The sequence below is a fragment of the Pseudoalteromonas sp. B131b genome, from assembly GCF_037162545.1.
In the GTDB taxonomy this organism is placed as follows: Bacteria; Pseudomonadota; Gammaproteobacteria; order Enterobacterales; family Alteromonadaceae; genus Pseudoalteromonas; species Pseudoalteromonas fuliginea.
Window position 1 is genome coordinate 471059 of record NZ_JARLUZ010000002.1, and the last position, 25862, is coordinate 496920.

Annotated in this window: 21 protein-coding genes and 4 pseudogenes; 20 read left to right on the forward strand and 5 right to left on the reverse strand. The window is 37.9% G+C overall.

Going from position 1 to position 25862, the window contains the following annotated elements; translation table 11 throughout:
* Positions 1–51: 51 nt before the first annotated feature.
* From P4S65_RS20065 to P4S65_RS20120, 12 genes and pseudogenes are all read left to right on the forward strand, one after another.
* Positions 52–944 (forward strand): annotated as a pseudogene (locus tag P4S65_RS20065) (substrate-binding periplasmic protein).
* 291 nt (positions 945–1235) lie between these two features.
* Positions 1236–2488: pseudogene (locus P4S65_RS20070) on the forward strand (sugar MFS transporter).
* Positions 2489–3420: 932 nt separating this feature from the next.
* Entirely contained in the window at positions 3421–4509 is a 1089-nt protein-coding gene (locus P4S65_RS20075; RefSeq protein WP_033029660.1) for a GGDEF domain-containing protein, read from the forward strand.
* A gap of 8 nt (positions 4510–4517) precedes the next feature.
* Positions 4518–5131: pseudogene (locus P4S65_RS20080) on the forward strand (DsbA family protein).
* Positions 5132–5362: 231 nt separating this feature from the next.
* Positions 5363–6115: a DUF3450 domain-containing protein gene (locus tag P4S65_RS20085; RefSeq protein ID WP_096794623.1), complete on the forward strand. Its 753-nt coding sequence runs from the start codon at positions 5363–5365 to the stop codon at positions 6113–6115.
* 10 nt (positions 6116–6125) lie between these two features.
* On the forward strand, positions 6126–7493 hold the full coding sequence (locus P4S65_RS20090; RefSeq protein ID WP_008139039.1) for a MotA/TolQ/ExbB proton channel family protein: 1368 nt from the start codon (positions 6126–6128) through the stop codon (positions 7491–7493).
* Positions 7494–7496: 3 nt separating this feature from the next.
* Entirely contained in the window at positions 7497–8024 is a 528-nt protein-coding gene (locus tag P4S65_RS20095; protein ID WP_007377600.1) for a MotA/TolQ/ExbB proton channel family protein, read from the forward strand.
* Between the two features lie 51 nt (positions 8025–8075).
* Entirely contained in the window at positions 8076–8486 is a 411-nt protein-coding gene (locus P4S65_RS20100; protein WP_007377599.1) for an ExbD/TolR family protein, read from the forward strand.
* Positions 8487–8495: 9 nt separating this feature from the next.
* Positions 8496–9100 (forward strand): annotated as a pseudogene (locus tag P4S65_RS20105) (energy transducer TonB).
* 51 nt (positions 9101–9151) lie between these two features.
* On the forward strand, positions 9152–10492 hold the full coding sequence (locus P4S65_RS20110; RefSeq protein WP_096794624.1) for a tetratricopeptide repeat protein: 1341 nt from the start codon (positions 9152–9154) through the stop codon (positions 10490–10492).
* Between the two features lie 304 nt (positions 10493–10796).
* Positions 10797–13592: a hypothetical protein gene (locus tag P4S65_RS20115; RefSeq protein ID WP_337121025.1), complete on the forward strand. Its 2796-nt coding sequence runs from the start codon at positions 10797–10799 to the stop codon at positions 13590–13592.
* Between the two features lie 74 nt (positions 13593–13666).
* Positions 13667–16300 (forward strand): TonB-dependent receptor domain-containing protein, encoded by a 2634-nt coding sequence (locus tag P4S65_RS20120; RefSeq protein WP_007377595.1) that lies wholly within the window; start codon positions 13667–13669, stop codon positions 16298–16300.
* A 92-nt stretch (positions 16301–16392) separates the two neighbouring features.
* Here the strand turns inward: P4S65_RS20120 and P4S65_RS20125 are convergent, their stop codons facing one another.
* Positions 16393–16812, reverse strand: coding sequence for a hypothetical protein (locus P4S65_RS20125; RefSeq protein WP_007377594.1), 420 nt, complete (start codon positions 16810–16812; stop codon positions 16393–16395).
* Positions 16813–17079: 267 nt separating this feature from the next.
* Between P4S65_RS20125 and asd the strand changes: the two genes are divergently transcribed.
* Entirely contained in the window at positions 17080–18219 is a 1140-nt protein-coding gene (gene asd / locus P4S65_RS20130; RefSeq protein WP_008139027.1) for an aspartate-semialdehyde dehydrogenase, read from the forward strand.
* Positions 18220–18472: 253 nt separating this feature from the next.
* Positions 18473–19597: a DUF748 domain-containing protein gene (locus P4S65_RS20135; RefSeq protein WP_337121026.1), complete on the forward strand. Its 1125-nt coding sequence runs from the start codon at positions 18473–18475 to the stop codon at positions 19595–19597.
* A gap of 88 nt (positions 19598–19685) precedes the next feature.
* On the opposite strand, the gene P4S65_RS20140 is transcribed toward P4S65_RS20135, so the two are convergent.
* Positions 19686–20495, reverse strand: coding sequence for an ion transporter (locus P4S65_RS20140; RefSeq protein ID WP_007377591.1), 810 nt, complete (start codon positions 20493–20495; stop codon positions 19686–19688).
* A gap of 100 nt (positions 20496–20595) precedes the next feature.
* Between P4S65_RS20140 and P4S65_RS20145 the strand changes: the two genes are divergently transcribed.
* The 5 genes from P4S65_RS20145 (at position 20596) to P4S65_RS20165 (ending at position 22798) form a co-directional block, all read left to right on the forward strand.
* Positions 20596–20808 carry a hypothetical protein gene (locus P4S65_RS20145; RefSeq protein WP_007377590.1) on the forward strand — a complete coding sequence of 71 codons (213 nt, stop codon included), beginning with the start codon at positions 20596–20598 and terminating at the stop codon, positions 20806–20808.
* Positions 20809–20825: 17 nt separating this feature from the next.
* On the forward strand, positions 20826–21107 hold the full coding sequence (locus tag P4S65_RS20150) for a hypothetical protein (RefSeq protein ID WP_007377589.1): 282 nt from the start codon (positions 20826–20828) through the stop codon (positions 21105–21107).
* A 69-nt stretch (positions 21108–21176) separates the two neighbouring features.
* The gene (locus P4S65_RS20155) at positions 21177–21368 is read left to right on the forward strand and encodes a YwbE family protein (protein WP_007377588.1); all 192 of its coding nucleotides are present in this window, start codon (positions 21177–21179) and stop codon (positions 21366–21368) included.
* A complete protein-coding gene (locus tag P4S65_RS20160; RefSeq protein ID WP_007377587.1) occupies positions 21368–21886 on the forward strand; it encodes a DUF4240 domain-containing protein in 519 nt (172 codons plus the stop codon). Before P4S65_RS20155 ends, P4S65_RS20160 begins: the two co-directional genes overlap by 1 nt.
* Before the next feature lie 441 nt (positions 21887–22327).
* Positions 22328–22798, forward strand: coding sequence for a hypothetical protein (locus tag P4S65_RS20165; RefSeq protein ID WP_007377586.1), 471 nt, complete (start codon positions 22328–22330; stop codon positions 22796–22798).
* 18 nt (positions 22799–22816) lie between these two features.
* Here the strand turns inward: P4S65_RS20165 and P4S65_RS20170 are convergent, their stop codons facing one another.
* The 3 genes from P4S65_RS20170 to P4S65_RS20180 all read right to left on the reverse strand — a co-directional run bounded on the left by P4S65_RS20170 (position 22817) and on the right by P4S65_RS20180 (position 24977).
* On the reverse strand, positions 22817–24076 hold the full coding sequence (locus P4S65_RS20170; protein ID WP_337121027.1) for a Y-family DNA polymerase: 1260 nt from the start codon (positions 24074–24076) through the stop codon (positions 22817–22819).
* Positions 24064–24477: a S24 family peptidase gene (locus P4S65_RS20175; protein WP_337121028.1), complete on the reverse strand. Its 414-nt coding sequence runs from the start codon at positions 24475–24477 to the stop codon at positions 24064–24066. The genes P4S65_RS20170 and P4S65_RS20175 overlap by 13 nt, the downstream gene beginning before the upstream one ends.
* An 80-nt stretch (positions 24478–24557) precedes the next feature.
* Entirely contained in the window at positions 24558–24977 is a 420-nt protein-coding gene (locus P4S65_RS20180) for a MarR family winged helix-turn-helix transcriptional regulator (RefSeq protein ID WP_007377583.1), read from the reverse strand.
* A gap of 134 nt (positions 24978–25111) precedes the next feature.
* Between P4S65_RS20180 and P4S65_RS20185 the strand changes: the two genes are divergently transcribed.
* Positions 25112–25855 (forward strand): siderophore-interacting protein, encoded by a 744-nt coding sequence (locus P4S65_RS20185; RefSeq protein ID WP_337121029.1) that lies wholly within the window; start codon positions 25112–25114, stop codon positions 25853–25855.
* Positions 25856–25862 lie beyond the last annotated feature (7 nt).

Sequence of the window (25862 nt, forward strand, 5' to 3'; positions counted from 1 at the left end):
ATTTTCTCCTACACTTATTGCTATTAATACTATTTTTTTAATAGGTATGCCATGCGATTTTTGTTTATTCTCCTTTTGATCTTTACTGCGGAGACGGCTGCTGAAATACCGATTACTTATCAAAGTAGCGGTAATAATATTATGCTGCACGGTGAACCTTATAAATCAGGGACGCTCTATAAAGCAAATAACAGTAAACAAACGCTTCATATTGCGACATTAGATTGGCCCCCGTACATTGGTGATAAATTATGCAATAAAGGGTGGGTGTACCAATTTGCAGTTTCACTACTTAATAGTCAAGGTTATAGCGTCCATATTGAATTTTTACCTTGGGCACGAGCGGTAAGAAATGTTGAGTTAGGCAAAGCAGATATTTTAATGCCTGAATATTTTATTGAAGACACAGCACCTTCTGATTATGTATTAGGAAAAACTCGCAGCGACTTATTAGGTTTATCAAATTCATTTAAAGGGGGCGAAATTGCGTTTCTAAAAGAAAGCATGAGGCTGACCGCTTTTCTGGCAATTTGAAATCACTCAAAGGTCAACGGATTGGTGTGGTCCGTGGCTATCAAAATACGCCTGAGTTTGATGCAATGATGGACAATAATGAATTTCAAATAATGCATTCAGTTGATGACTTACAGCTTGTTCAGCTATTAGTGGCGAAAAGAGTTGATTTAATTATTGGCGATCCGACAGTGTTAAAGTTTTCAGTACAATACTCATCGTTAAGTCATTCACAAAAACAACTTTTATTAAATTCAATCGAAGAAGAAAGTATCCCACTACAAAATAACCCTCTGTATTTTGCAATAAGTAAATTGAGCCATAATTGGCTTGGTGTTTTGGAGGATATTAATAAGGGATTATATAAATTTAATAATAGCGGCGAAACTCAACGTTTAATTGATAGCCTTAATTCTGAGTGTGGATACTAGTTAACCTGAACTGTGAATAATAAATCTATCTCGAGCAGCTATTTTCAGCGCTAACTGCGTTGGGTTACTGCAATAGGTCAGCTATTGACGCGTAAATTCGCCTTGTCCCCACTTAAAATCTCCGGTTAGAGAAAATAAATTTAATCATAATTCAATACGTTAGTAAATCTCTTTACCAGAGTTTAGGTTAGTAACAATAAATGTTGTAGTGGAACGTTCCTAGTAGGTGGCGTATTATTCACAAATAAACATGTAAAATCGTTTTCAATTTGTTAATGGAGTGAAAACGACGTGAGTGAAATAAATACAAAACAATCATTTTCGGTCAACGAACAGCAAAAGAAAAATTATCTGTTTCCGCTGACTGCAATGACAACCCTATTTTTTTATGGGGTTTTATAACGGTATTAAATGATGTACTAATACCCCGCTTAAAGAGCGTATTTGATTTAAGCTACTTTGAAGCAATGCTTGTGCAATTTTGCTTTTTTGGTGCTTATTTTATTGTATCGTTACCCGCTGGAATTTTAGTTAAACAACTAGGCTATAAAAAAGGTATTTTAACTGGCTTAGTTGTGGCATCGATTGGGTGCATGTTATTTTATCCTGCTGTGGTTGTGCATGAATATTGGCTTTTTTTAAGTGCGCTATTTGTCCTTGCTTCAGGTATTACAGTTTTACAGGTATCTGCAAACCCTTATGTGGCCGCTCTTGGTCCTGAAAAAACAGCCTCGTCGCGCTTAAACTTAGCACAAGCTCTTAATGCATTAGGTACCACCGTTGGTCCTTATGTTGGTGGGTTATTGTTTTTTGGCGCTGCAGGTAGCCTTGCTGTCTCAGCAGTTTCTGCAGAATCAGTGAAAATTCCTTACTTACTGCTAGCAGCAGCTCTGTTGTCAATTGCTATTATTTTTGCCTTTATTAAATTACCAGAAATAGAAGCGCATAAAGACAATAACGATCAACAAACTCAAACTCGCTCATTAACTCAAGCGCCTCATTTAACAATGGGTGTGTTAGCTATATTTTGTTATGTAGGAGGAGAGGTTGCTATAGGAAGCTTCTTAGTTAATTACTTTGGCGAGGCACATATTGCAGGTCTTGAAGAACACTCAGCAGCTAAACTCATTAGTTATTACTGGGGAGGTGCCATGGTCGGTCGCTTTATTGGTTCTGCACTTTTACAAAAAATTGCACCATCTAAAGCTATTGCTTTTAATGCATGCAGTGTCATTGTTTTATTATTGATAACAATATTTAGCGACGGCGACGTTGCATTATATTCAGTATTAGCAGTTGGTTTATTTAATTCTATTATGTTTCCAACCATCTTTTCTGTTGCAATAGAACGATTAGGCTCATTAACGAGTAAAGGATCTGGTTGGTTGTGTCTTGCAATTGTCGGTGGCGCGTTGATCCCTCTGATACAAGGGTACTTTGCTGACACGGTTAATATACAAGCTAGTTTCTTTGTCCCAATGTTGTGTTATGTATTTATTGCTTGGTACGGTTTGAACGTAGTTAAACTAGCAAAAAAATGGTGATTGAGCCGTTGTACTTAATCTTTTTAATTTCATAAGTTTAAGTTTTTATCATATTTGGTTTAAATAATACCAATCTGCTTAGATATGAGGTAATTTAATTTGTTAAGTTGTCCAAATACCTATACAGATTGGTACAAGTAAACTAGATCAGCTTGTTGCCTTTATAAAAGGCGATTGAAGATTTTATTAGGGCTTACTAACTTTTACAATTCGAAAGTTGCTCTAACGAGTAAATTTAATTACCGCGCTGCGCATGGTTGACGTCTACACTGTATTCTCGGTTACTTACGGGAAATAACGACGCCACATAGGTCTGCCTGAAAATAAGCCGACCATAGTAAATACTCCTCTGCAATGATTAAGCCTTATTTAGTTAGCGTACATTCATCCCTTAATGCACAATGTTTTTAGTGATTGAATACGTATTCAATTACTAATCAAGCTGTTACTTTATGGAACGTTCCAATTTATGTTTAACTCATCACACAGATAATCCACGTTCTGTCAGTTAGTCCTTTACTCTTATTTTTAACGAAATCGCAGCTTACAGGGGTTATTAAGTAAGAAAACTTTCTAAATTTTGCTAAAATTAACAGGCTAACGAATATAAGAATAATGCATTTATGTCCCCTAAGCCTGAACTTTATAGCAAGGTGACTATTGCAGTGTTATGCATTTAAGCTTTCGTATTTTAGCCGTATTCGATTAATTACATGTATGTGAATAAATTTAGTCAGTTATTTTTACTAAATGATGAAGCGGTTTTATTTTTGATAGGCTATACGTATAAATAAGTTGAAGAAAAATTAAAAATGGCTTTCGCTTTACTTTATACCAGTATGATGACGAGTGAAAACCCTCCTTGTCGACGTATTCTTATTGAAATACAAGGCATTTAACAACTCTCATAAAGTATTTAAAGTAATAAAATAATGGTGAATAAAATTTCTAACAAACAAAGCTGGCTAAACTTAATTAACATTGACAGTGTTTATAGTTCTGACAAACAACGTCAAGCGTTTTCTTTATTCACTATGATTGCTATATCTATTGTTGTTATTAGCATTCTAATTTTTTTGAATTATGATGTTTACTCACCAATATTAACAAGTGCATTAATTGCAGTTAATGTAACCATTATTTGTAGTATGTTTTACTTTATAAAAACTGGGGAATTAGAAACTGTCGCATTAATTTGTATGAGTATTGTTTTTATATTGTGTATTGTCCTTACTTATACTGGAGGAAAAGAAAATACTGCATTGTATTGGCTCATGTTTTATCCTGTTGTTACCTTTTCTTCTCTAGGTGTAAGACTGGGCACATGGCTAGGTTTAACTTTATTACTGTGTTGTATCGCCATTTTATATGGTCCAAATTTCGGTCAAGTTGTTTATGGTGATATTGAAAAAACACGATTTATAGCATCGTTTACCTTAGTGTACATATTCTCATTTATTGGTGAGTTTTTTAGGTATCGAAGTCATATGGCAATTGCTGATATTACACTGGAACAAAAACAAGATGCTTATACCGATCAACTTACAGGGATTGCTAATAGACGCTTTATTACTTCTCATTTTTTAAAGCTTGTTGATAGTCGACCGAATGAATACCTTCCATTTTCATTATTATTACTGGATTTAGATCATTTTAAACGACTTAACGATACGTACGGCCATGATTTTGGTGATATTGTGTTAATTGAATTTACCAAAATACTCGAATCACAATTTCCTACATCAGCAGTAAAAGCACGGTACGGCGGTGAAGAATTTGTTGTTATTTTACCAAAAGAAACAAGTGCGAATGCTGTTGATATTGCTAACCGTTTTCGTGAACACGTAGCAGCACAAGTGTTATTAGCTGAAGATAACCTACAAATATCACTTACCTGTAGTATTGGTGTGGTACAAGTTGATAAAGTAGGCGATTATAATAGTGCGCTAAAACAAGCTGATGAGTATCTTTATAACGCCAAAGCGCTTGGTCGTAACAAGGTTGTTTCTACAAAAGATTAAGGATTAATATGAATCAATGTAAACTTATTTATATCCATGACCCAATGTGCAGCTGGTGTTGGGGCTACACACCAACCTGGCTTAAATTAAAAGCTGAGCTTGAAAATAAACTGACGGTTGAATATAAAGTAGGTGGTTTAGCCCCTGATAGCCAAACTGCAATGACGCAAAATATGAAAGAGCGGCTTGAAAGTATATGGCATAAAATAGAGAGCGAATTAGGTACACAATTTAATTTCGAATTTTGGCAGAAAAACCAACCAAGACGTTCAACATACCCAGCATGTAGAGCTGCATTAATTGCACGAAAAAAAATAAAGAAAGTGAAATGATCGAAGCAATTCAAAATGCTTATTATTTAAATGCACAAAACCCGTCAGATGATAGCGTTTTAATTTGTTTAGCTGAACAAATAGGTTTAAATAAAAATGAATTTACCGTCGCTTTCCTATCAGATGAAGTTAATAATGAACTCAAAGCTGAATTACAATATACACGGAGTTTACCTATTCATGGATTCCCATCTTTAGTATTTCTTCGTGAGGATAAGCTGTATTCAATTGAGATTAATTATAAAGACTGGCGCCACACGTATAATCAAATTATTAAACTGTTAGATTAATTTATCTCTTTATTGTGAGTGTTTGCTCAACAAATACTCACTCCTTCCTTTTAAGTCTTAATTGTTTCAGTTGTCATAAAATAGACTTTTTTGCGCAACATCCCTGTCATGTTTTATCTATAAACTTCTGCTCATTGGAAATCTCAAGCCATAAATTATTTGTCTAACAAAGTTTTTGGCCTTGAAAAATAAACTAGCAAATCTGCTAATTAACGAGTGAAGGTGTATGCGATGAAAGGCGTTAAACCATTAATCTTAGCTGGTATTGTGGCCGCAAGTGCAGCAGTACAGGCAAACGATTTAAATAAGATTATTGATAAAAGCAGTGAAATTAATATATCCGCTGCGCAATCACAAACAAAAATAGACAAGATTGCAGATTCAATGCAGGGACGTTTACAGCAATTTAAAACCCTAAATAAAGAAATTGACGGCTTAGCTGTTTACAACTCTCAGCTAACTAAGCAATTAAATAATCAAATCGAAGAAATGGAATCATTGAATTTATCAATGGATCAGGTTTCGATTATTGAACGTCAAATAACACCTTTAATGATGCGCATGATCACTGGTCTTGAACAGTTCATATCTCTTGATGTGCCATTTTTACAAGATGAACGTGCAAAACGTTTAACGTCTTTAAAAACGATGATGGATCGTGCTGATATTACTTCAAGCGAAAAGTTTCGTCGTGTTCTCGAAGCGTACCAAGTAGAAGTTGATTACGGCCGTACAATCGAAGCGTACACCGCTTTGTTAGAAGTTAGTGGCAAAGAACGTGAAGTTGATTTCTTACGCATAGGCCGTTTAGAACTTATTTACTTAACACGTGATGGCAAACAAGCAGGTAGCTGGAATATAGAAACGAAATCGTTTGCAGCACTGCCTGATTCGACAATAAGTCAAATTAACAAAGGTTTGCGCATAGCGCGTAAACAACTTGCCCCAGATATGCTAACTCTGCCAGTACATGCAGCAGAATAAGAGGTTGAAAATGAAATTGTTTACTCAAATGACAAAAATGGCTTTATTCGTTGCAAGCCTTAGCTTTACCGGTTCGAGTTTAGCCGCTGAGCCAATGAACCTTGATTCATTACTTAAAACGTTAGAGGAGGGGAAATCAGCCCAAAGCGTACAAAACCAACAACGAGAGCAAGCGTTTGCAACGCGTCAAAATGAACAAGTGCAGATGTTAAAAAACACACAAGCAAAACGTAATCAAATGCTTGTTGAGTCAGAGCGACTGGAAACGCAGTTTGAAGAAAATGAAGTTAAATTAGCCAATTTAACGGATACCTTATCAAAGCGTATGGGCTCACTTAAAGAACTATTTGGTGTATTACAGCAGGTTGCTGGTGATTCGAGTAATAAATTTGCGACATCTGTCGTATCGGCGCAAATCCCTGGTCGCAGCGCATTTATGGATGAGTTAGCCCAAAAAATGGGGTCGACGTCTAAACTTGCATCAATCGAAGATATTGAAAAAGTATGGTACGAATTACAACGTGAAATGACTGAGCAGGGCAAAGTAAGTCGCTTTAATACCACCGTCATAGTCGAAGGTGGTAACAAGGCTGAGCAAGAAGTACTTCGTGTTGGTGCATTTAATTTAATCTCAAATGGTAAATACTTAGAGTACAATCCAGGTACAAACACGTTAAGTGAACTTACTCGTCAGCCTGTTTCACGTTTTACCGCAACAGCGAGTGATCTACAAAATGCTAAAAGTGGTGCAGTTCAGTTTGCACTTGACCCAACAGGCGGTTCAATTTTAGGTTTATTAGTACAAGCCCCAGATACTGCCGAGCAAGTACACCAAGGTGGTGCGGTTGGTTATGTTATTTTAGGTGTAGGTTTACTTGCACTGTTGATTGCGATAGAACGCTTTGTATCTTTATTACTTGTTGGTGGCAAAATTCGTCGTCAGCTAAAAGATAATGTAGCGCGAGATGACAATCCTCTGGGTCGTGTTATGAAAGTAAAAGACGACTATCCAAATGTGGCCTACGACACGCTTGAACTAAAATTAAGCGAAGCTATTCTACGTGAAATGCCAAAAATAACACGTAACCTTACTCTCATTAAAATCATCTCTGTTGTTGCACCGTTATTGGGTTTATTAGGTACGGTAACCGGTATGATTAATACTTTCCAAGCAATTACTTTATTTGGCACAGGCGACCCAAAACTCATGGCGGGTGGTATTTCACAAGCACTAGTAACAACGGTCCTAGGTTTAGTTGTCGCGATTCCTACTGTGTTCATATATACGCTGCTTAATACACGTTCAAAAGGGTTACTGCTTATTTTACAAGAGCAGAGCGCAGGTATTATCGCAGAGCGAAGCGAGAAGGGAGCATAAACCATGGTGCTATTGATTGATTCAATCAATGCTATCCGTGATTTTCTCGACACCGGTGGCCAAGTTTTGTTGGTCATCGGGGTGTTAATCTTCGCGATGTGGTTATTGATACTCGAGCGATTTATTTACTTTTTCAATGGTTTTCGCAGTTATAAAAAAGGTGTTAAAAGCACATGGACTATTCGTGATGAGCGTAATAGCTGGAATGCTGAACAAATACGTCAAGCTATGATCTCGCGAGCAAGTATGCGCCTTAATACCAATTTGCCTTTAATTAATGTGATGGTGGCGTTATGCCCGCTACTCGGTTTATTAGGAACGGTAACCGGAATGATAGAAGTATTTGATGTTATGGCAATTACAGGTACCGGTAGTGCTCGTTCAATGGCGTCAGGTGTATCTAAAGCAACTATTCCAACAATGGCAGGTATGGTAGGTGCGTTATCAGGAGTGTTTGCCTCAACGTACTTACAACGTAAAGCTAAGCGCGAAGTAGAGCTTCTTGAAGACAGCATGGTGTTAGACCATTAAATAAATTTTGATAAGCGCCTTACAAGTTCGCTTATCCTAGGAGAATAAAAAATGAGAGCCCCTTTAGGTAATTTAATGCAAGAAGATGAAGCAGAAGAAATAAACATGACACCTATGTTAGATGTTGTTTTTATAATGCTTATTTTCTTTATTGTGACAGCATCGTTTGTCAAAGAAGCTGGTATTGATGTAAATCGTCCAGAAGCTGCAACAGCTGTAAAAAAGGAACGTGCAAACATATTAGTGGCTATTTCAGACAAAGGTGAGATTTGGATCAATAAACGTCAAATTGATATACGAGCTGTTCAAGCAAACATTGAGCGTTTAAAAGCTGAAAATCCTCAAGGCAGTGTTGTAATTCAGGCAGACAAAAAATCTACAACAGATACATTGATAAAGGTAATGGATGCAGCACGTGCCGCAGGTGTGTTTGATGTGTCGATTGCAGCTCAAGAAGCATAAGGGTTAGCAATGCGTTATTTAGTAGCATTAATTATAGCTGGTGTAGTGACTTTCATGCTTTTTTTAGGCATGCAAGCACTTATAACTGGCGGCGATGGAGCGATGAGTGAACCCGCTAAAGGGAACGTACTTGATTTTGTAAGGCTTAAAAAAGAAGAAAGCGTACAAAAAAAGAACGTAAACCACAAAAGCCACCCACACCAAAAGAACCGCCTCCACCAATGGAGTCACCGCAAATGCAAAGTAGTGATGCTAATGCAAATGCTAACAACTTTGACTTTGGTGCCAATGTTGATGCGGATGTCAATTTATCAGGTGGCTTATCGCTGGACTCAAGTGATGGCGAATATTTACCGATAGTAAAAGTGGCTCCAGTTTACCCGCGCCGTGCATTGTCACGTGGTATTGAGGGTTACGTTATTGTTGAATTCACTGTAACTAAACAAGGTACTGTGCGTGAGCCCCACGTTTTAAAAGCAGAGCCTGAGTCACTATTTGATAAAGCTGCAATGGATGCAGCCCTTAAATTTAAATACAAACCGCGCGTAGTTAATGGCGAAGCTGTTGAAGTTGCGGGTGTTCAGAACAAAATTTCTTTCCAGATCAGTGGTTAATTTAGCGATTAATTAAACCTACGAGTAAATGGTTCGAAAAGCGAGGCGATTATGAAATCAATGACAACATTACAACCTGTGGCAAAACTTTTAAAATTAACACTGTTTTGTACCGCAGCGATAAGTACAAGTATTATTACTCCTAGTGCACTGAGCATTTTACCCAGTGTAGATGTAGCTACAGCCAATGCGGCGCAAGAGCAAAAAACTAAACGTGTGCCAGCTTTACGTGAAAAAGTATACAGCCAGCTGGCACGTGCACAAAAGCTCGCCGATGATGGCGATGTTAAGGCAGGACTTGAAGCACTTGATAGCATAAATGAGCGCTCATCGAGTATGAACTCGTACGAAATTGCGATGATGCATAATTTTTATGGTTTCATATATTACAATGAAAATGACTTACCAAAAGCTATTGCAGCGTTTGAAAAAGTAGTTGCTGAGGAAGGTATCCCAGAATCACTGCGTGTGAGCACGACGTTCAGTTTAGCTCAATTGGCAATGGCTAATAGTGACTATGAAAAAGTGATTGCATTTTTAGACCAATGGGATGCTATTAATACTAAACCGATTACTGATGGTTATTATGTATTGCGAGCACAAACCTATTATCAGTTAAAAGATTTTAAGCAAGGCCTTAATTATATTACCCAAGCAATTACTCTAAGCGATAGTGAAGGTAAAACACCTAAAGAAAATTGGCTAGTTTTACAGCGTGCAATGTATTACTCGCTTAACCAAACAGATAAAGTGGTTGATGTATTGGAACGTATGGTAAAGCTTTACAACAAACCTGAATACTGGGTTCAGTTATCGGGTATGTATGGTGAATTAGGGAAAGAAAGGCAACAGCTTAGTGTTATTGAAGCCGCGTATCAGCAAGGTTTTTTAACCTCTAAATCTGATTTACGCCAATTGGCTCAGGTGTATTTATATAATGGCTTAGCGTATAAAGCCGCCACTGTTATGAGTAAAGCTATAGATGCTGGAATTGCAGAGCAAACTGCAAAAAATTATGCTTTTGTTGCTGAGGCGATGATCCAGGCAAAAGAAGATGAAAAATCAATCACGTATTTTGCTAAGGCGGCTGATTTATCGCCAAGTGGTAAGTACGACCAACGTTTAGCCGAAGTGTATGTAAATACTGAGCAGTTTGAAGAAGCTGCCGATGCTGCGCGTAAAGCGCTTGATAAAGGTGACCTTGATTTTGAATCAAACGCTTTTGTTGCTTTGGGAATGGCGCAGTACAATTTACAAAATTTTGATGCATCAATTTTAGCGTTTGAACAAGCCCAAAAGCATAAAAAGTCACAGCGTTTAGCACAGCAATGGATCAAATATGTGAAGCGTGAAAAAGTACATGCAGAAACACTCAGAACAGCGTTACTTTAACTTTTAACTAGCGTGATTATTTGGTAACAGGTATACACGTCAAGCTATTTCATAATCGCACTATGCAAACCGCCTTAAATTTATTTTTGGCGGTTTTTTTGTTTTTTTAATTAACCATTTGAAATTTATGAGAATAACTTTGTCATCTTATGTTTATTAAAGTGTAACGGCTCTGTCATACAGCTCCCGTAAGGTAGTCGCAGCTAAGAACTCAAGTGACCTTAATGCATTAAAAAGTGCCTTAAGGTGACTTGAGTTTAATAAAGCGCTAACAAAATAATTAAATACTTTAACGGAGTGAACAATGAAATTATCTGACTTATTCAAGGTCAGCCTTGTGGCTACTGCAATTACATTAGCCGGCTGTGGCGGTGATATAAATCTAAATGTTGAAGAAACGGTTGAACAACCAACTTCACCTACAAATCCAACACCACCAACAGCTGAAGAGTTACCCGGTACATTTAGCCAAAGTTTATCAACTGAGGTATCTACTGCCTTAGGTCGTTCTGTTACTGTTCAGGTTCTTTCTGGTGTAATAACACAAGATACAACACTTTCAACTGATGCAATTTGGGCACTTGATGGCGCTGTTTTTGTTGGTAAAGATAAATCAGAAAGTGCAACGCTTACTATTGAGCCAGGCGCTGTCGTCTTTGGTAATAATGGAGGCGATTACATTGTTGTTAGTCGCGACTCAAAAATTGAAGCGTCAGGAACTAAAAACGACCCAATTATCTTTACATCTAAGCAAGATGTTTTAGGTGAAACAACTGCTGCAGGTCAATGGGGCGGTATGGTGTTATTAGGCAATGGTATTTCAAATAAATGTCCTGCTGAAGGCGATTGTGCACTTCAAGTAGAAGGTGTTGAGTCTGGTGCTGTGTTTGGCGGTACTGATAACACTGATAGTTCAGGTACTCTTAAATACGTAGTCGTTAAAAATGCGGGTTTTGAACTTTCTGTTGGTAATGAGTTAAACGGCATTACATTTGGTGCGGTAGGCTCTGGTACAACAGTTGATTACTTACAAGTTCATAATAATGCGGATGATGGCGTTGAATTTTTTGGTGGCGCGGTTAATTTAAAACACGTTGTTTTAACAAGTATCGATGATGATAGCATTGACTGGGATAATGGCTTCCAAGGAAAAATGCAGTTTGTTTACGTCGAGCAAGATAAAAACTCTACTGATGCAAACCGAGGAATTGAAGCTGATAACGACGGTAAAATCCCTTCTAAAGATCCAAAATCGTTGCCTATGATTTCTAATTTAACCATTGTTGGTAATAACTTTAATGGTGAAGACGATGCTGAAGGTATTTACTTACGTGAAGGCACGGGTTTACACCTATACAACTCAGTGATCACAGGCTCTAATGAAATGGGTGAGTGTTTAGAGCTTGAAGGTATTGCATTGGCAGATGATGGCACGGCTTTATTTTCTGATAGCGAAACAGTAAATAATGCTAACGATGGCACTATATTAATGCAAAACACTTTTATGTCTTGTACTAATGGTGAAAACTTTAAAGACCCTAAAGGTGCAGATGGTTCAGTACTTTTAGCGTTAGAAGGGTGGTTTGCGGCGCAATCTGGTAACGTTATTAATGACAAACCTATGCTAGGTGTTAATGGTCAGCCTATTGCCGGCTCTCCTTTGTTAGGTGCTGGTCAGGATGTTGCTAATACCGTTGACGCATTTTTCGACACAGTTGATTTTGCGGGTGCATTGAATGATTCTGATGATTGGCGTGAAGGCTGGGCATTTGGTTATGGTGGCGGAATTGTTACCGCACCTGAAGCCGTTGCAGGTTGCCCTACAGGAACAACTTCAATTTCACCAGGTGATGGCACAACGACAACGTGTGAAATATCGGGTCGTATTACAGCTGATTTAACACTAACCGCTGGTAACCTTTATGCACTTGACGGCGCTGTATTCGTTGGGGGTGATAAAACAGACTCAGCTACTTTGACAATTGAACCTGGTGTTACCGTTTATGGTAGAAACGGTAAAGATTATTTAGTTGTTGGTCGTGATTCTAAAATAGAAGCTAACGGCACAAAAGATAAGCCTATTTCGTTTACATCTAGTCAAGATGTAGCTGGCGAAGCAACAGCTGCAGGACAATGGGGTGGTTTAGTGCTTCTTGGTAATGCCCCGTCTAATAAATGCCCAGATACTGGTGATTGTGCTCTTCAAGTAGAAGGCGTAGAAAGTGGAGCGGTATTTGGTGGTACAGAGACGACTGATAACTCAGGTACTTTGCGTTATGTTCGCGTAATGAATGGTGGCTACTTACTTTCACCGGGTAATGAAATAAACGGTATTACTTTTGGCGGTGTTGGCTCTGGTACAACCGTTGAATACTTACAGGTTCACCAAAATGCAGATGATGGAATAGAGTTTTTTGGTGGTAACGTTCAAGCAAAATACGTTGTGCTTACAAGTATTCAAGATGACAGTATTGACTGGGATAATGGATTCCAAGGTAAATTACAACATGTACTTGTAAAGCAAGCTGCTGATAATTCGGATGCAAACCGTGGAATTGAATCAGATAACGATGGTAAATCACCGTCAAAATTACCTAAATCAAATCCGACTATTGCTAACTTAACTATCATAGGTAATACCTTTGATGGTGAAGATGATAGTGAAGGTATGTATTTCCGTGAAGGCACAGGCGCTCAAATCTATAACACTATTGTTACCGGTCCAGTAGGGATGGGTGAGTGTTTAGAAATTGAAGGTATTGCAAAAGATGACTCTGGAACCCCGTTATTTACTGAAAGCGAAACAGTGAATAATGCCAACGACGGAACTTTATTGATTAAGTCTTCAGTTATTGCTTGCTCAGAAAACTTTAAAGACCCAAGTGGCGTTACTTTTGATACGCAAAACTGGTGGACGACAACCTTAGGTAATCTAGTTGCAACAGGACAACCTGATGTTGTAAATGGTATTTTTACAATAGATACAACAGTTCCAACAGACGTAAAGGCAATCGATAGCTTCTTTGATACTACTGACCATATAGGTGCAGTTTCAAGTACTAATGATTGGACCGCTGGTTGGACTGTAGGTCTGGAATAACACAGTAAGAACAGGTGTTAAATTTGTTTAACACCTTTTTATAACTTTCTGTTTTATATCAGATAGAGGTAAACATGAAACAATTTTCCAAACATTTTAGTTTATCAGCTTTAAGTACCGCAATTTTATGTAGTCTAAGCATGTCAGTTAATGCTGCTGAAGTTGATGATGAAGCTGTACTCGAAGAAGTTGTGGTGAGTGCTAGTCGTTTAAAAGGCACTGCAACGGCTGTACTTGAAGAGCGTAAGCAACAAGCATTTGTTGCCGATATCATGGGAGCAGAGCAAATATCCCGTAGTGGTGACAGCGATGCTGCGGGCGCTTTGCGCCGTGTAACGGGTCTTACATTAGTTGACGGTAAGTTTATATATGTACGGGGTTTAGGCGAGCGCTATTCGAGTACGCAATTAAATAGTGCTGCTGTGCCAAGTCCTGATCCAACACGTTCAGTTATCCCTTTGGATTTATTTCCAGCAGGTATAATCGAGAGCTTATCAGTACAAAAATCTTATTCACCATCAATGCCTGCTTCATTTGGTGGTGGTAATGTAGATATAAGATTAAAAAGTATTCCGAATCAGTTTGTTTTTGATGTTACAGGTCAGTTAGGTTACAACAGCAACAATTTTGATGATGGCCTTGAATACAATGGCGGTTCTGATGATTGGTATGGTTTTGATGACGGCACACGTGAAATGCCCGATTCTATTAAAGCTATTTATAAATCAGGTCAATCAATTGATGATGTTACACCTGAGCAAAGTCGTGCATTAGCACTTGATTTAAATAGAGATTATGACCCAACTGAAACAAGTTTAGACCCAAATACTAAATTTACTGTAACACTGGGTAATAGCTTTGAGTCAGGTGATTGGCGTTATGGGTTTTTATCTGCTGTAAGTTACGATAATAAATATTTTGTAGGTGAAGAATACCAAGGGCAAGATTTCCGTCTAGGGGAGTCTACTGCTGCGCTTACGCGAGGTTATGACAAAGTGACCTCTAGTGAGCATAACGTAAAGCTTTCTGGGATGTTTAATTTTGGTATTGAGTACGATAAGTCTCATCGTATTGATATTAGTTCGCTGATACTTCGTGATACTGAAGACAAAGTTAGAGACCGGTTAGGTATTGATGAGAACAACAATCAATCGGATAACAAACGCATTCGTTCTTACGATATTAGCTACGAAGAGCGTGAGTTAATTGTAAATCAGATTAAAGGCACGCATACGTTTGATTGGTTAAACTTTGCAGGCTTTGATTGGAAATACTCTAATGGTCGTTCAAATCGTTATGCACCAGGTAACTTAACAACGCGATTTATTGTTACTGATGAAAACGAAGATGGTAATTATGATGTTCAAAATGAAATCGCTTTAACTAATGCAACAACGGCAGCACGCTATACGTATCAAGATTTAAATGATGAAGTAGAGAATTACGGGTTTAACTTCACGTTCCCTATTATGCTTGATGGCGTTGATATTGAATTAAAATCAGGTGCTGATTTTATATCAAAAGAACGCTCAGCGTCTAATCGTCGTTTTGACATTAATACGCGTGCCTTTAGCGGTGTAGATTTAAATGGCAATAAATTAAACAGCATTTTATCTGACGATGTAATTGCTAATGCTCAGCTTAATTTACCTATTTTAAATGATACGACTGTTTCCGGTGATGATTATAGGTCGGCTCAAAAAACGGATGCTTATTATTTTGAAGCAGATTTTTTCTTTAATAATAAATGGCGTATAAGTGGTGGTATTCGTTGGGAAGACTTTAGGCAAGTGTCTGTCCCTTTAGATCCATTTACAGGGGGTCTTGACTCATCAATTGAGTACGACGAGCTTGCAGATTTAGCTTTTCAAGAAGATGATGTTTATGGTGCGTTAGCATTTACATATGTTTATGATGATGAAACCCAATATCGTTTAAGCTATGGTGAAACAGTTGTACGCCCTGATTTACGTGAGATTTCAGAATCAACATATATTGATCCACTTACAGAATATCCAGTAGGGGGAACACCGGGCCTGCGTACAACACAAATCAAAAACTATGATTTCCGATGGGAAAATTACTACGATACAGGTGAAAACTTTTCAGTAGGTTTATTTTATAAAGATATGACTGACCCTATTGAATCAGTGCAATCACCTTCTCAAGACGGTCCTCCATTAGTACGAATAGCGAATGCTGAGGAAGGTTATGTAGCAGGCATTGAATTTGATTACCTAAAAGATTTTACTTTTTTAGGTGGTATCGGCCAAGATATCTTTTTAAGTGGTAATGTTACATTAAGTGATTCTGAAATAAAGTTAGATCGACAAGCAATTGTGGATCAAACAGGGGTTTCAGCTGCTGTAACAAATACAAAGAGACGTTTAACCGGACACTCTAAATACGTGGTAAATATGCAGTTAGGCTACGATGCGCCAAGTGGAGAGCATGCTGCGACAATTATTTATAATGTATTTGGTGAACGTATCATTATACCGGGTATTGAAGGTCAAGAGGATTGGATGGAGCAGCCATTTCATTCTGTAGACTTAAACTATACTTACTTCCCTGATTTCAATTCGAGCATTAAGTTTAAAGTGTTGAATATTTTAGGCCAAGATCAAAAAATTGAAGCGGATGGAGTATTAACTCGTTCTAAGGAAAAAGGAACTGAGTTTTCGGTTGAGTATAAGTATCAATTTTAACGCATAGCTTTGCCCAAGGAAGGGAATTATAATAACCATAGTTACCGATTAGCCCCGTTATTTAACGGGGCTTTTTTGTGTCAATATTTTTTCTATTTGCACTTTATAGTTGCATAGAGCTGATAACATTGGTTTTTACTACCAGTACTTTTCATGCCCCATGATTGGTTATACCAATCGAAGTCTCCGTAGGCGCTTTCATCCTCTCCGCAGGTAATTGTGCTTCCAGAAATTTCTTGATTGTGACCACGCTCTTCACAAAATTGATTTCCATTTGTAGAACCCACAAAAAACAGCTCTAAGCGCCCATTTATCCAAACCTGTGGTGCGTAATAGGTTGTTGCAGTATTTACCAATATACCTTGTTGCTGTTCCATATTTATTTCTGCGCGCTCAAAGGATACTTTTTCATTTTCTTTTAGCGTTATTGTGCTTGCTGAAAGCGTAGTATCTGCAAATACATTAAGTGATACTGAACTTAAAGTAAGTAGAGCAAGAGTGAATGTCTTCATTATCTTTTCCTTTAGTTGAATGTAGAATTACACAAAACATCTTTATTCAATGTGTCTATTAAGCGTGGTAAATATAAGTTTCAACAAGGTTAAGCTTTTATTAAAGTTTAAAATAAGCACTGCATGCTTTGCATTTTTTACACTATGAAAAAAATTTGAGTTCTACTTTATTCACTAGTTTTAGGGGGCTGGTGGTGTTATTTTGACGTTAATGAAAATTAAATCTCACGCAATGAATTTAATTTTTAATGTATTAAGGCATCTTTTATGAACAAAACAGTGGAAAAAACAATGAAAAAAGTAGGATTAGTCGGTTGGCGTGGCATGGTAGGCTCCGTGTTATTAGAACGTATGCAGCAACAAAGTGATTTTGCCCATATCGACACTACCTTCTTCACCACCTCGCAAGCGGGTCAGTTAGGACCGGACATTGCAGGCGATGCAAAACCATTGCTTGATGCAAGTGACATTAGCGAACTTGCTAAAATGGATATTATTGTTACTTGCCAAGGCGGCGATTACACCAATTCCGTATATCCAAAACTTAGAGAATCTGGTTGGGATGGCTACTGGATTGATGCCGCTTCAGCACTGCGAATGAGTGACGATAGCATTATAGTGCTGGATCCTGTAAACAAAGATGTTATTGAACAAGGCTTAGCGCAAGGCGTTAAAACGTTTGTGGGCGGTAACTGTACAGTATCGCTAATGCTACTTGCATTAGGTGGTTTATTTGAGCAAGACCTAATTGAATGGGTAAGCCCAATGACTTACCAAGCGGCGTCGGGCGCCGGTGCACGAAATATGAAAGAGCTTATTGCACAAATGGGCGCTATTCATGCAAGTGTCGCAGATAAACTAGATAACCCAAGCTCTGCTATTTTAGAAATTGATAAGATAGTAAGCGAAAAAATGGCTTCAAGTGATTTGCCACAAGACCAGTTTGGTGTGCCATTAGCAGGCAGTTTAATTCCGTGGATTGACGTACCTATGCCAAGCGGTCAGTCTAAAGAAGAATGGAAAGCGCAGGTTGAAGCCAATAAAATTTTAGGCTCTTCTAAGCAACCAGTGCCAATTGATGGTTTATGTGTACGTATTGGTGCAATGCGCTGTCATAGCCAAGCAATGACCATCAAACTACGTGAAGATATTAGCGTAGACAAAATTGAAGAAATTTTAGCCTCGCATAATGAATGGGTTAAAGTTATTCCAAATGAGCGCGAAATTAGCGCTACTGACTTAACCCCAGTTAAAGTAACGGGGACATTAAGTATTCCTGTTGGCCGTATTCGTAAATTAGCCATGGGCCCTAAATACATAAGCGCGTTTACAGTGGGAGATCAGCTCTTATGGGGTGCCGCAGAGCCATTGCGCCGCATGTTACGCATTATTATTGATGATGAGTAAACATTGTTAGTAAATTTTATTTTTCAGGGTTAGCAATTTGCTAACCCTTTTTATTTAACCCGCTTTACCAGTTTATAAATCGGGCTTTATAAACTGGTACATCATTTGCTGTAATTCCCATGTTAACCATCTAACTACAACAAACCTTATAGAATACGTATTTTACTCGCATTATATGTACTGCTATTACAAAATTGCGTAGTTTTTACATGTTTAAAATACTGCTTTGTAGGTGTAAATAAAGGAAATTACAATGCGTTCATTTTTAAATTCATTACACCGTAAATGGTTCAACTTTCTTGTCGTAATTGTATTACTGCTAATTACCCTCAGAATAGCCGCGCCTTATGCAGTGCAGCAGTATGTAAATTACCAGCTAAAACATACGCAAGGTATAACGGGACATATAGGTGATGTAGATTTGTTTTTATATCGTGGCGCTTATGCCATTGACGATGTAGAAATTTACGCTACTAACGCAACCACAGCACCTAGACCTTTACTTGCGGTAAAAACACTTGATTTTTCACTTGCATGGTCGGCGCTTTTAAAAGGGAATCTGGTAACAAATATTGCTTTTATGCGCCCCGAAATTGTTATTTATGATAAAAACCCAAACGCAGCAGAGCAAAATCAACGTGTAAAAGATGAAACAACTTGGATCGGACTCGCCAACGATTTAGTGTTGTTCTCAATCGATACCTTAACTATCGAACAAGGTAAGTTGTCCCTAGTTAATGCAACTAGTCAGGGTGAAAAACCCACTTTTATATCAAATATTAATGCCAGAATTGAAAACATAACGAATGCGCAAAACCTATCAAAAACACTTGTGACTACTCTAAACGTAGAAGGTGCGTTAATGGGGGAGGCGGCATTAAGGCTTAATGGCAAATTAGACCCTTTTAGCAAGCACGCTAATTTTGATTTTAACGCAGAGGTACAGCGCTTCTCAGTTAAAAATCTCGACACTGTATTTAAAGTGTATACACCGTTTGATATTGAAGCGGGGGGCATTGATGGCGCAATGGAACTTGTGGCTAAAGATAATAACTTAAATGGTTATGTAAAAGCGGGTGTTCAAAACTTGCGTGTTTTTTCGTGGCGCGAAGATATAGAAAAAGATGATGACGGCATATTTACTGCCATATTTGAAGGCAGTGTTGATTTACTCGGCTCTATACTCGAAAACGATGAATCTAAACTTGTTGCTGCACGCATTCCTATTGAAGGTCAACTAGATAATACGGATGTTTCGACTTTCCAAGCCGTTATTTCTGTACTAAAAAACGCATTTTTTGATGCGTTTAAAATGAAAGTAGATAACATCATTTCTTTTGAAGATACGGATAACAAATCTAATAACGAGGAAAATTAAAGCATTTTGGGAATGCATGTTTTAGTTGAATGCCTAAGCTACACCCACTTTTTAAACTTTAAGTGGGTGCTTTAGTACTCTTATCAGATTAGTTTTTGCGGTTACTCAATAGCGCTTTAAGCTCAGCAATTTGGGATTGTAGTTCGTTTACTTGTCCTTGCGTTGCAGGTAATGAGCTGTCGTCTGCAAGCTCTTCTCGCGCTTTTCGGTGCTCCTCGCTCATAACTTCTAAAATGGCACCTACCATCATATTTAAAAATACAAATGCGGTTAAAAATATAAATGTAAGGTAGTAAATCCAGCTTAATTCGTACACCGCCATTGTTTCGTACATTATGTCGGTCCAATCTTCAAATGTTGCTACCCTAAACAAGGTAAGCATTGATATTGAGACGTCTTGCCAAAGTACGGGGTTTATTTCAGCAAACATCATGCTGCCCATAGCGGCGTAAATATAAAAAATAACAAACATTAATAAAGCGATATAACCCATTTGCGGAATAGCTTTAAGCAGAGAGTTAACCAATAAGCGCAGCTCTGGGATCATCGAAACCAATCGCAGTACTCTAAATATGCGCAGTAATCGTGCAATTAGCATCGTAGAACCTGCTGCTGGGTATAAGCTACCTAGTACTATAATTGTATCGAATATATTCCATCCCTTAGAAAAGAAATCTTTTATACCTTTACTTGCAATAAAGCGGATTATTAGTTCAATTAAAAAGAATGCGGTAATGCCAACGTCCATCCAATTTAGAGCAAGCTCTACCGTTGGATGCAGTGAGTAAGTGTGCGCACCTACTGTCAGGGCAGAAACAATAATTACAGCTATAACAAATGATTGAAATATCTTGCTTTTGTCTATACGCTGAAACAACTTTTGTAACTGCGACATCATAATAATGGGTCCTGTGAGTATTAAGGTTTAATGGCGCTAATATACAATAATATTGTAATAATTTAACGCTTTTTCGATATCGAAAGTGTAAGGAAATTTAATGTTTATCAATAAACTAAAAAACAGCGCATTACTTATTATCGGATTTTGTATTTTGGCTGGTTGCAGCTCTGATGCACGTTTTCACGAAGTTCAATCTGCACGTCTTGATGAGTGCAACTATAAAGCGGATAAAGAATATTACGAATGCTTAAATAAACAGGACTCTAATTACGAAGAGTTTAAAAAGCAGCAGCAAGCCCAGACTAAATAAGTAGCGCTAGTACATTTATGACTAAAACTCAAAAACAACGCGATAAGCAAATTCGCTCAGTATTGACTATTGCGTGTGAAACAATAAAAGAAACCGTATTTGGCTTTCACTATTTAACGCATTCAGTGGATTTAAATAACGAAACAAACACGTTAAAAGTGCAGTGCTTTTTTAATGATGATATAGCTCTTGAAAGTGCAAAACCCCAGCTTGACGAATTAAAAGATATTATACTAAATCAGCTAGCAAGTATTAAACTGAATATTAAACCAGCACATATCTTATTTTTCGCCAATTAATAGTGGTTTAGTTGGTTTGACAGCACAGTGATGTTTATAATTACATAAATTACTTTAAAGGTTTCAATTATGGCCGTTCCTACGCGTTCGCAAATTTCACCAGGCATAACAGTAAATATTGTATTAAAAGAAGATCAACGCAGCGGTACATTAACCGAAGGTGTTGTTGAGCGTCTTTTAACAAAATCACCTAATCACCCGCACGGTATTAAAGTACGTTTAGAAGATGGTCAAGTTGGCCGAGTAAAAGAGATTTTATAATGGCAGCGTTAACAGAACAGGCTTTTTGGGAATTAGTAACCACGCCTGATTTAGGGCTCGATCCGCAAAGTGTGAGCGATAACCTAAAAACTAAACTTAATGATTTAAGCGATCAACACCTTATTGATTTTGATAAGCACTTTGGCATACATATGCGCAAATGCTTTACCTGGGATTTGTTTGGCGCTGCCTTTGTGATGGCTGGGTGTAATGACGATTACGGTTTTAGCGAGTTTAGATGTTGGTTAATTTCGCGCGGTAAAACAGTTTTCGAAAACGCCTTAGAAAATGCTGATTCTATAGCGCAGTGTACACCTGTTTATTACTTAAACGAGCAGCCTTATCCGTACATTGATGAGTACGACTTAATAGCCGGTTTATTATTTGAAGAACGCAGCGAAGACGAATTGCCGTTTATTCCATCAGGCAGCGATGAACCCAAAGGTAAACGTTTTAAAGACAAACCTAAGTTTTTAAAGCAAAGCTACCCTTTATTATTTGCAAAGTACTGGCAATAAAATAAACAGTAACTTTTGTACTACCTAAACAATTTAATGAGTCCAATGTCTCCTTACAGGTAAGTGCATTGATATAAATCGTTTTGTTGTTTAAGTACGTATTAACTAAAGTACTTAACAGCAAAATGGTTTGTAATGCAGTATCTAGGAGGAATCTTTGTTGTTTTAAACGTATTTAATCTAGAGGGATTTAATCGCGGCACGAGGTGTGTAACCTAGTGAGCTCGGTAATTGCTTCTGCGTTACCTTACTGGCTTACACATGTAAGAATAAGTAATAGTCGAGCAAAGCTTCCGCTAGCTGCTCACGCCTTGGTTCCTGAATACGACTTCTCTCCTTTTATAGTAAATCTCTGTTATAGTTGTTAAAAGTTATAAAAGCTAAGTGATTAGGCATTTTGCTATTATTTAACACGCTGACTCACGAGGATACACCCACGAAATGAAATATTTAACACTCGCTTTATTAACTGTCGCTTTTACAAGTGCAAATGCTTTTTCTGAGCCGAGTAATAAAACACGATTTATACCGCTTTTAAAGTCAAAATTGGGAGCCTACGAAGTTGTGTCGGCCAATTCTGGATTATGTGTTAATAGTAATTTGAGTTTGACAGATGAAAGTGATGCAAGTGCGGGTTTTAAACTAGGTAAGCAAATTATATTTGGATCGCTCCACAATGGTACCCGAACCATTAAAAAACCAAACTTTTGTTTTATAACCAGCACGCTTAAATATAAAAGTGATGGCCTTGAAAACGGTTTAAGAATGAGCCGTTGTGAAGATGCAATAAACGAAAAAACAATTAGCCAAAGTATCCGATTTTTAGCTGATAACACACTAAAGTACACATTGAGCAAACCCAGTGTAGAGTGCACATTTAAAAAAGCAGATGAAAGTAAACAAAGTATCTAGTAAGTAGTAAGTAGTAAATCATTCGCAGTATATTTTAGGTATATCGCGCCAACGCGTGGTGTACTGCGGCGACAAAAAATCACGGTTCATGTGCCACCGGTCATTTAATTTACTACTAGCTAAACTAAGCATTCCTTTCCCATACCGTGTATTTATAGCATCTAGGCAACTCATTAATTGTGGGTTGTCAGTACGTTGGTTAAACAAATCACTTTGTTGAAATTGCTGTGACGTAAGTTCTAAAGCGCCTACACCACACTTGTAAAACCTAACTGCAGGTTGGTATATTTGATCAAATACCTCAGATACAGCATTAGCCATCACGCAGGTATCGTTAGTGGGTGAGGGGAACTTATACACAAACGACTTTTTATAATATCTATTTTCGTGCGCGCCACTGGCTGCAAAAATATAAAGCTGGTGAGTGAGCGAACGTTGCGCTCTTAGTTTATTAGCCACTGTGGTTACATGGTTAATTAGCGCCGTTTTAAGGGCTGTTGGCTCACATATGCGCTCTCCAAAACTACGGGTCGAATAAATTTCCCGCTTGTCTTGTCGTACATCATCCCAGTTTAAACATGTTATCCCGTTAAGCTCGCTTACTGTACGTTCAACAACCACACTAAATGCACGGCGCATTGCTTTAGGGTTTTGCTGAGCAAGATCCCAGGCGGTGTGTATATTCATTATTTTAAGCTTTTTAGCTAGTCGCCGGCCTATTCCCCATACATCTTCGCAGCTCATTCTCTGTAAAATAGCTTGGCGAGTTTGTTCGCTATTTATGACTGCTACACCATTAAAACCACTGAGTTTTTTAGCGGCGTGGTTAGCGGCTTTTGCTAAAGTAGGGGTTGGGCCAAAACCTACACCTACAGGAAGCTTCGTTTCGCGCCACACTGTGCGCCTTATTGTATGGCCGTATTCGTGCCAGTCTTTAATTAATGATGTGTAGCCATTAAAGTGCAAAAACGATTCATCAATACTGTATATGTGTTGTGTATCGCAAAAGCGGCCAATAATATTCATCATCTTGTCGCTTAAATCAGCATAAAGCGCGTAATTGCTAGAACGAATAACAACGTTGTTTTGCTCAAGTAAATGTTTAACTTTAAAGTACGGGCCAAATTTAGGAATATTTAAGCGCCGAGCAATAGGGCAAATAGCGCATACACAGCCATCGTTATTAGTAAGTACAACCACGGGTTTGGATCGAATAGCAGGGTCGAATACTTTTTCTGCACTGGCATAAAATGACACAGCATCAACTAAGGCATACATTTTAGTAACTCTGGGCTTTGCCTGTGCATTCTTATTGATAGCGTTACTACGCCTTCGAGCTGAAACTCGTCTGCAGAGGTGAGTTGTACAGGCTTATGTAAAGAGGAAGCTGAAAGCAGCCGCGCATTGGTTTTATCAAGCAGTTTGCATACAAAAAGACCATTTAAGTTAGCAACAATAACGTCACCATTTTTTACCGGCTCTGCACGGTCGATAACTAATAAGTCACCTTCAAAAATTCCGACTTCTTGCATAGAGTTACCCGATGCAATACCAATAAACGTAGCATCTGGATGCTTTATTAAAAGCTTATCAAGGGTTACACCTAGCTCGGTGTATTGCGCTGCGGGTGATTCAAAACCACACACGCCTGCTTCTATATAAATGGGAATGACAAACATAACACAACCTAAAACGCATATACTGTATAAGTGTACAGTATATGCGTTTTGTGTAAGTTATGCCAAGAATGTATGGCTGATCAATCCATGTTTTTGATCATTTGTTGTGCGGTATCTAAAAAGTCTTTGATTTGTTGAGGGTTTAAGTTTTTACACATTTGATTATTTATTTTTTGCTCTGAGGCTAATAACTTATCAAAAAGAACTTTACCTTGCTCTGTGAGCGATAAAATAAAGCAGCGTTTATCGTGCTCACTCGCCTGTTTATTAATTAAATTTAAGCTAATAAGATCTTTAATTAAACGTGCTATTTGCGCTTTATCGCGCTGCGTTTTAGTAACAATATCGTTAGCCGTACAGTTATTTACGTTCGCGATAATATGTATGCAGCGTACGTGCATAGCATTAATACCAAGTTCGCCTGCGTTAATTGCTTCACGAATTGTTACACGGTAATTTTGCATTAATTCAAACAGCGTATTTGATAAAGGTGTATTCATAGAATTCTCAATATAGTTGACAAAGTCAATTAACTTGTTATAGTTGATTTTATCAACCAATGGGGCGTTGTGCAATGCCTGCTTTTTATAGCAGGTTGGTATTAAAGTCTAAGTTTTGTAAAACGAGGTAATACATGAGTAAACAAGTTCGCAAAGCCAACGTATTAAGTACAGAGCAAATCACACCGCATTTACAGCGCATTGTTGTAGGCTCTGAAGATTTTAACGACTTAACCTCACAGTACATTGGTAACTATGTAAAAGTACTATTTCCAAAAGATGGTGAAGTAGATTTTAACTTAAAAACAGCCTGTATGCGATCATACACAATAAGGCATGTAGATGCACAAACAGGCGCGCTAACGCTTGATTTTGTTATAAATATGCACCAAGGTCCGGCAACTGACTGGGCTAAAATTGCAAAAGTAGGCGACGAGTTAGGTATTGCAGGTCCTGGCCCTAAAAAGCTAGATAATTATGCGCATTCGCATTATGTATTGCTCGGCGATTTAACATCGGTAAATGCAATAAAAGGGTATGTGCAGCAATTACCTTTAATTTCAAAAATTGATGCCTTTGTACATGTACCCACCGAAAAAGATATTATTGATTTAGAAACAAGCCGCGATGTTAATTGGCTTGTTACCGACAATGCTGACGAAGCGCTACTTAGCGCGCTTCAAAATTTGCACATTACAGCAGAGCCTCCCATTGTATTTATGGCATTGGAAGCTGGGCTTGTGCGTAAAGCAAAGACATTGTTAACAGAGCAATTTAATATACCACGCGGTAATATTGTATCCTCAGGGTATTGGAAAAAAGGCGTGGATTCAGAAGGCTATAAAAAGCTGCGCCAACGTGATGCACAGCTTGCTTGAATACCTT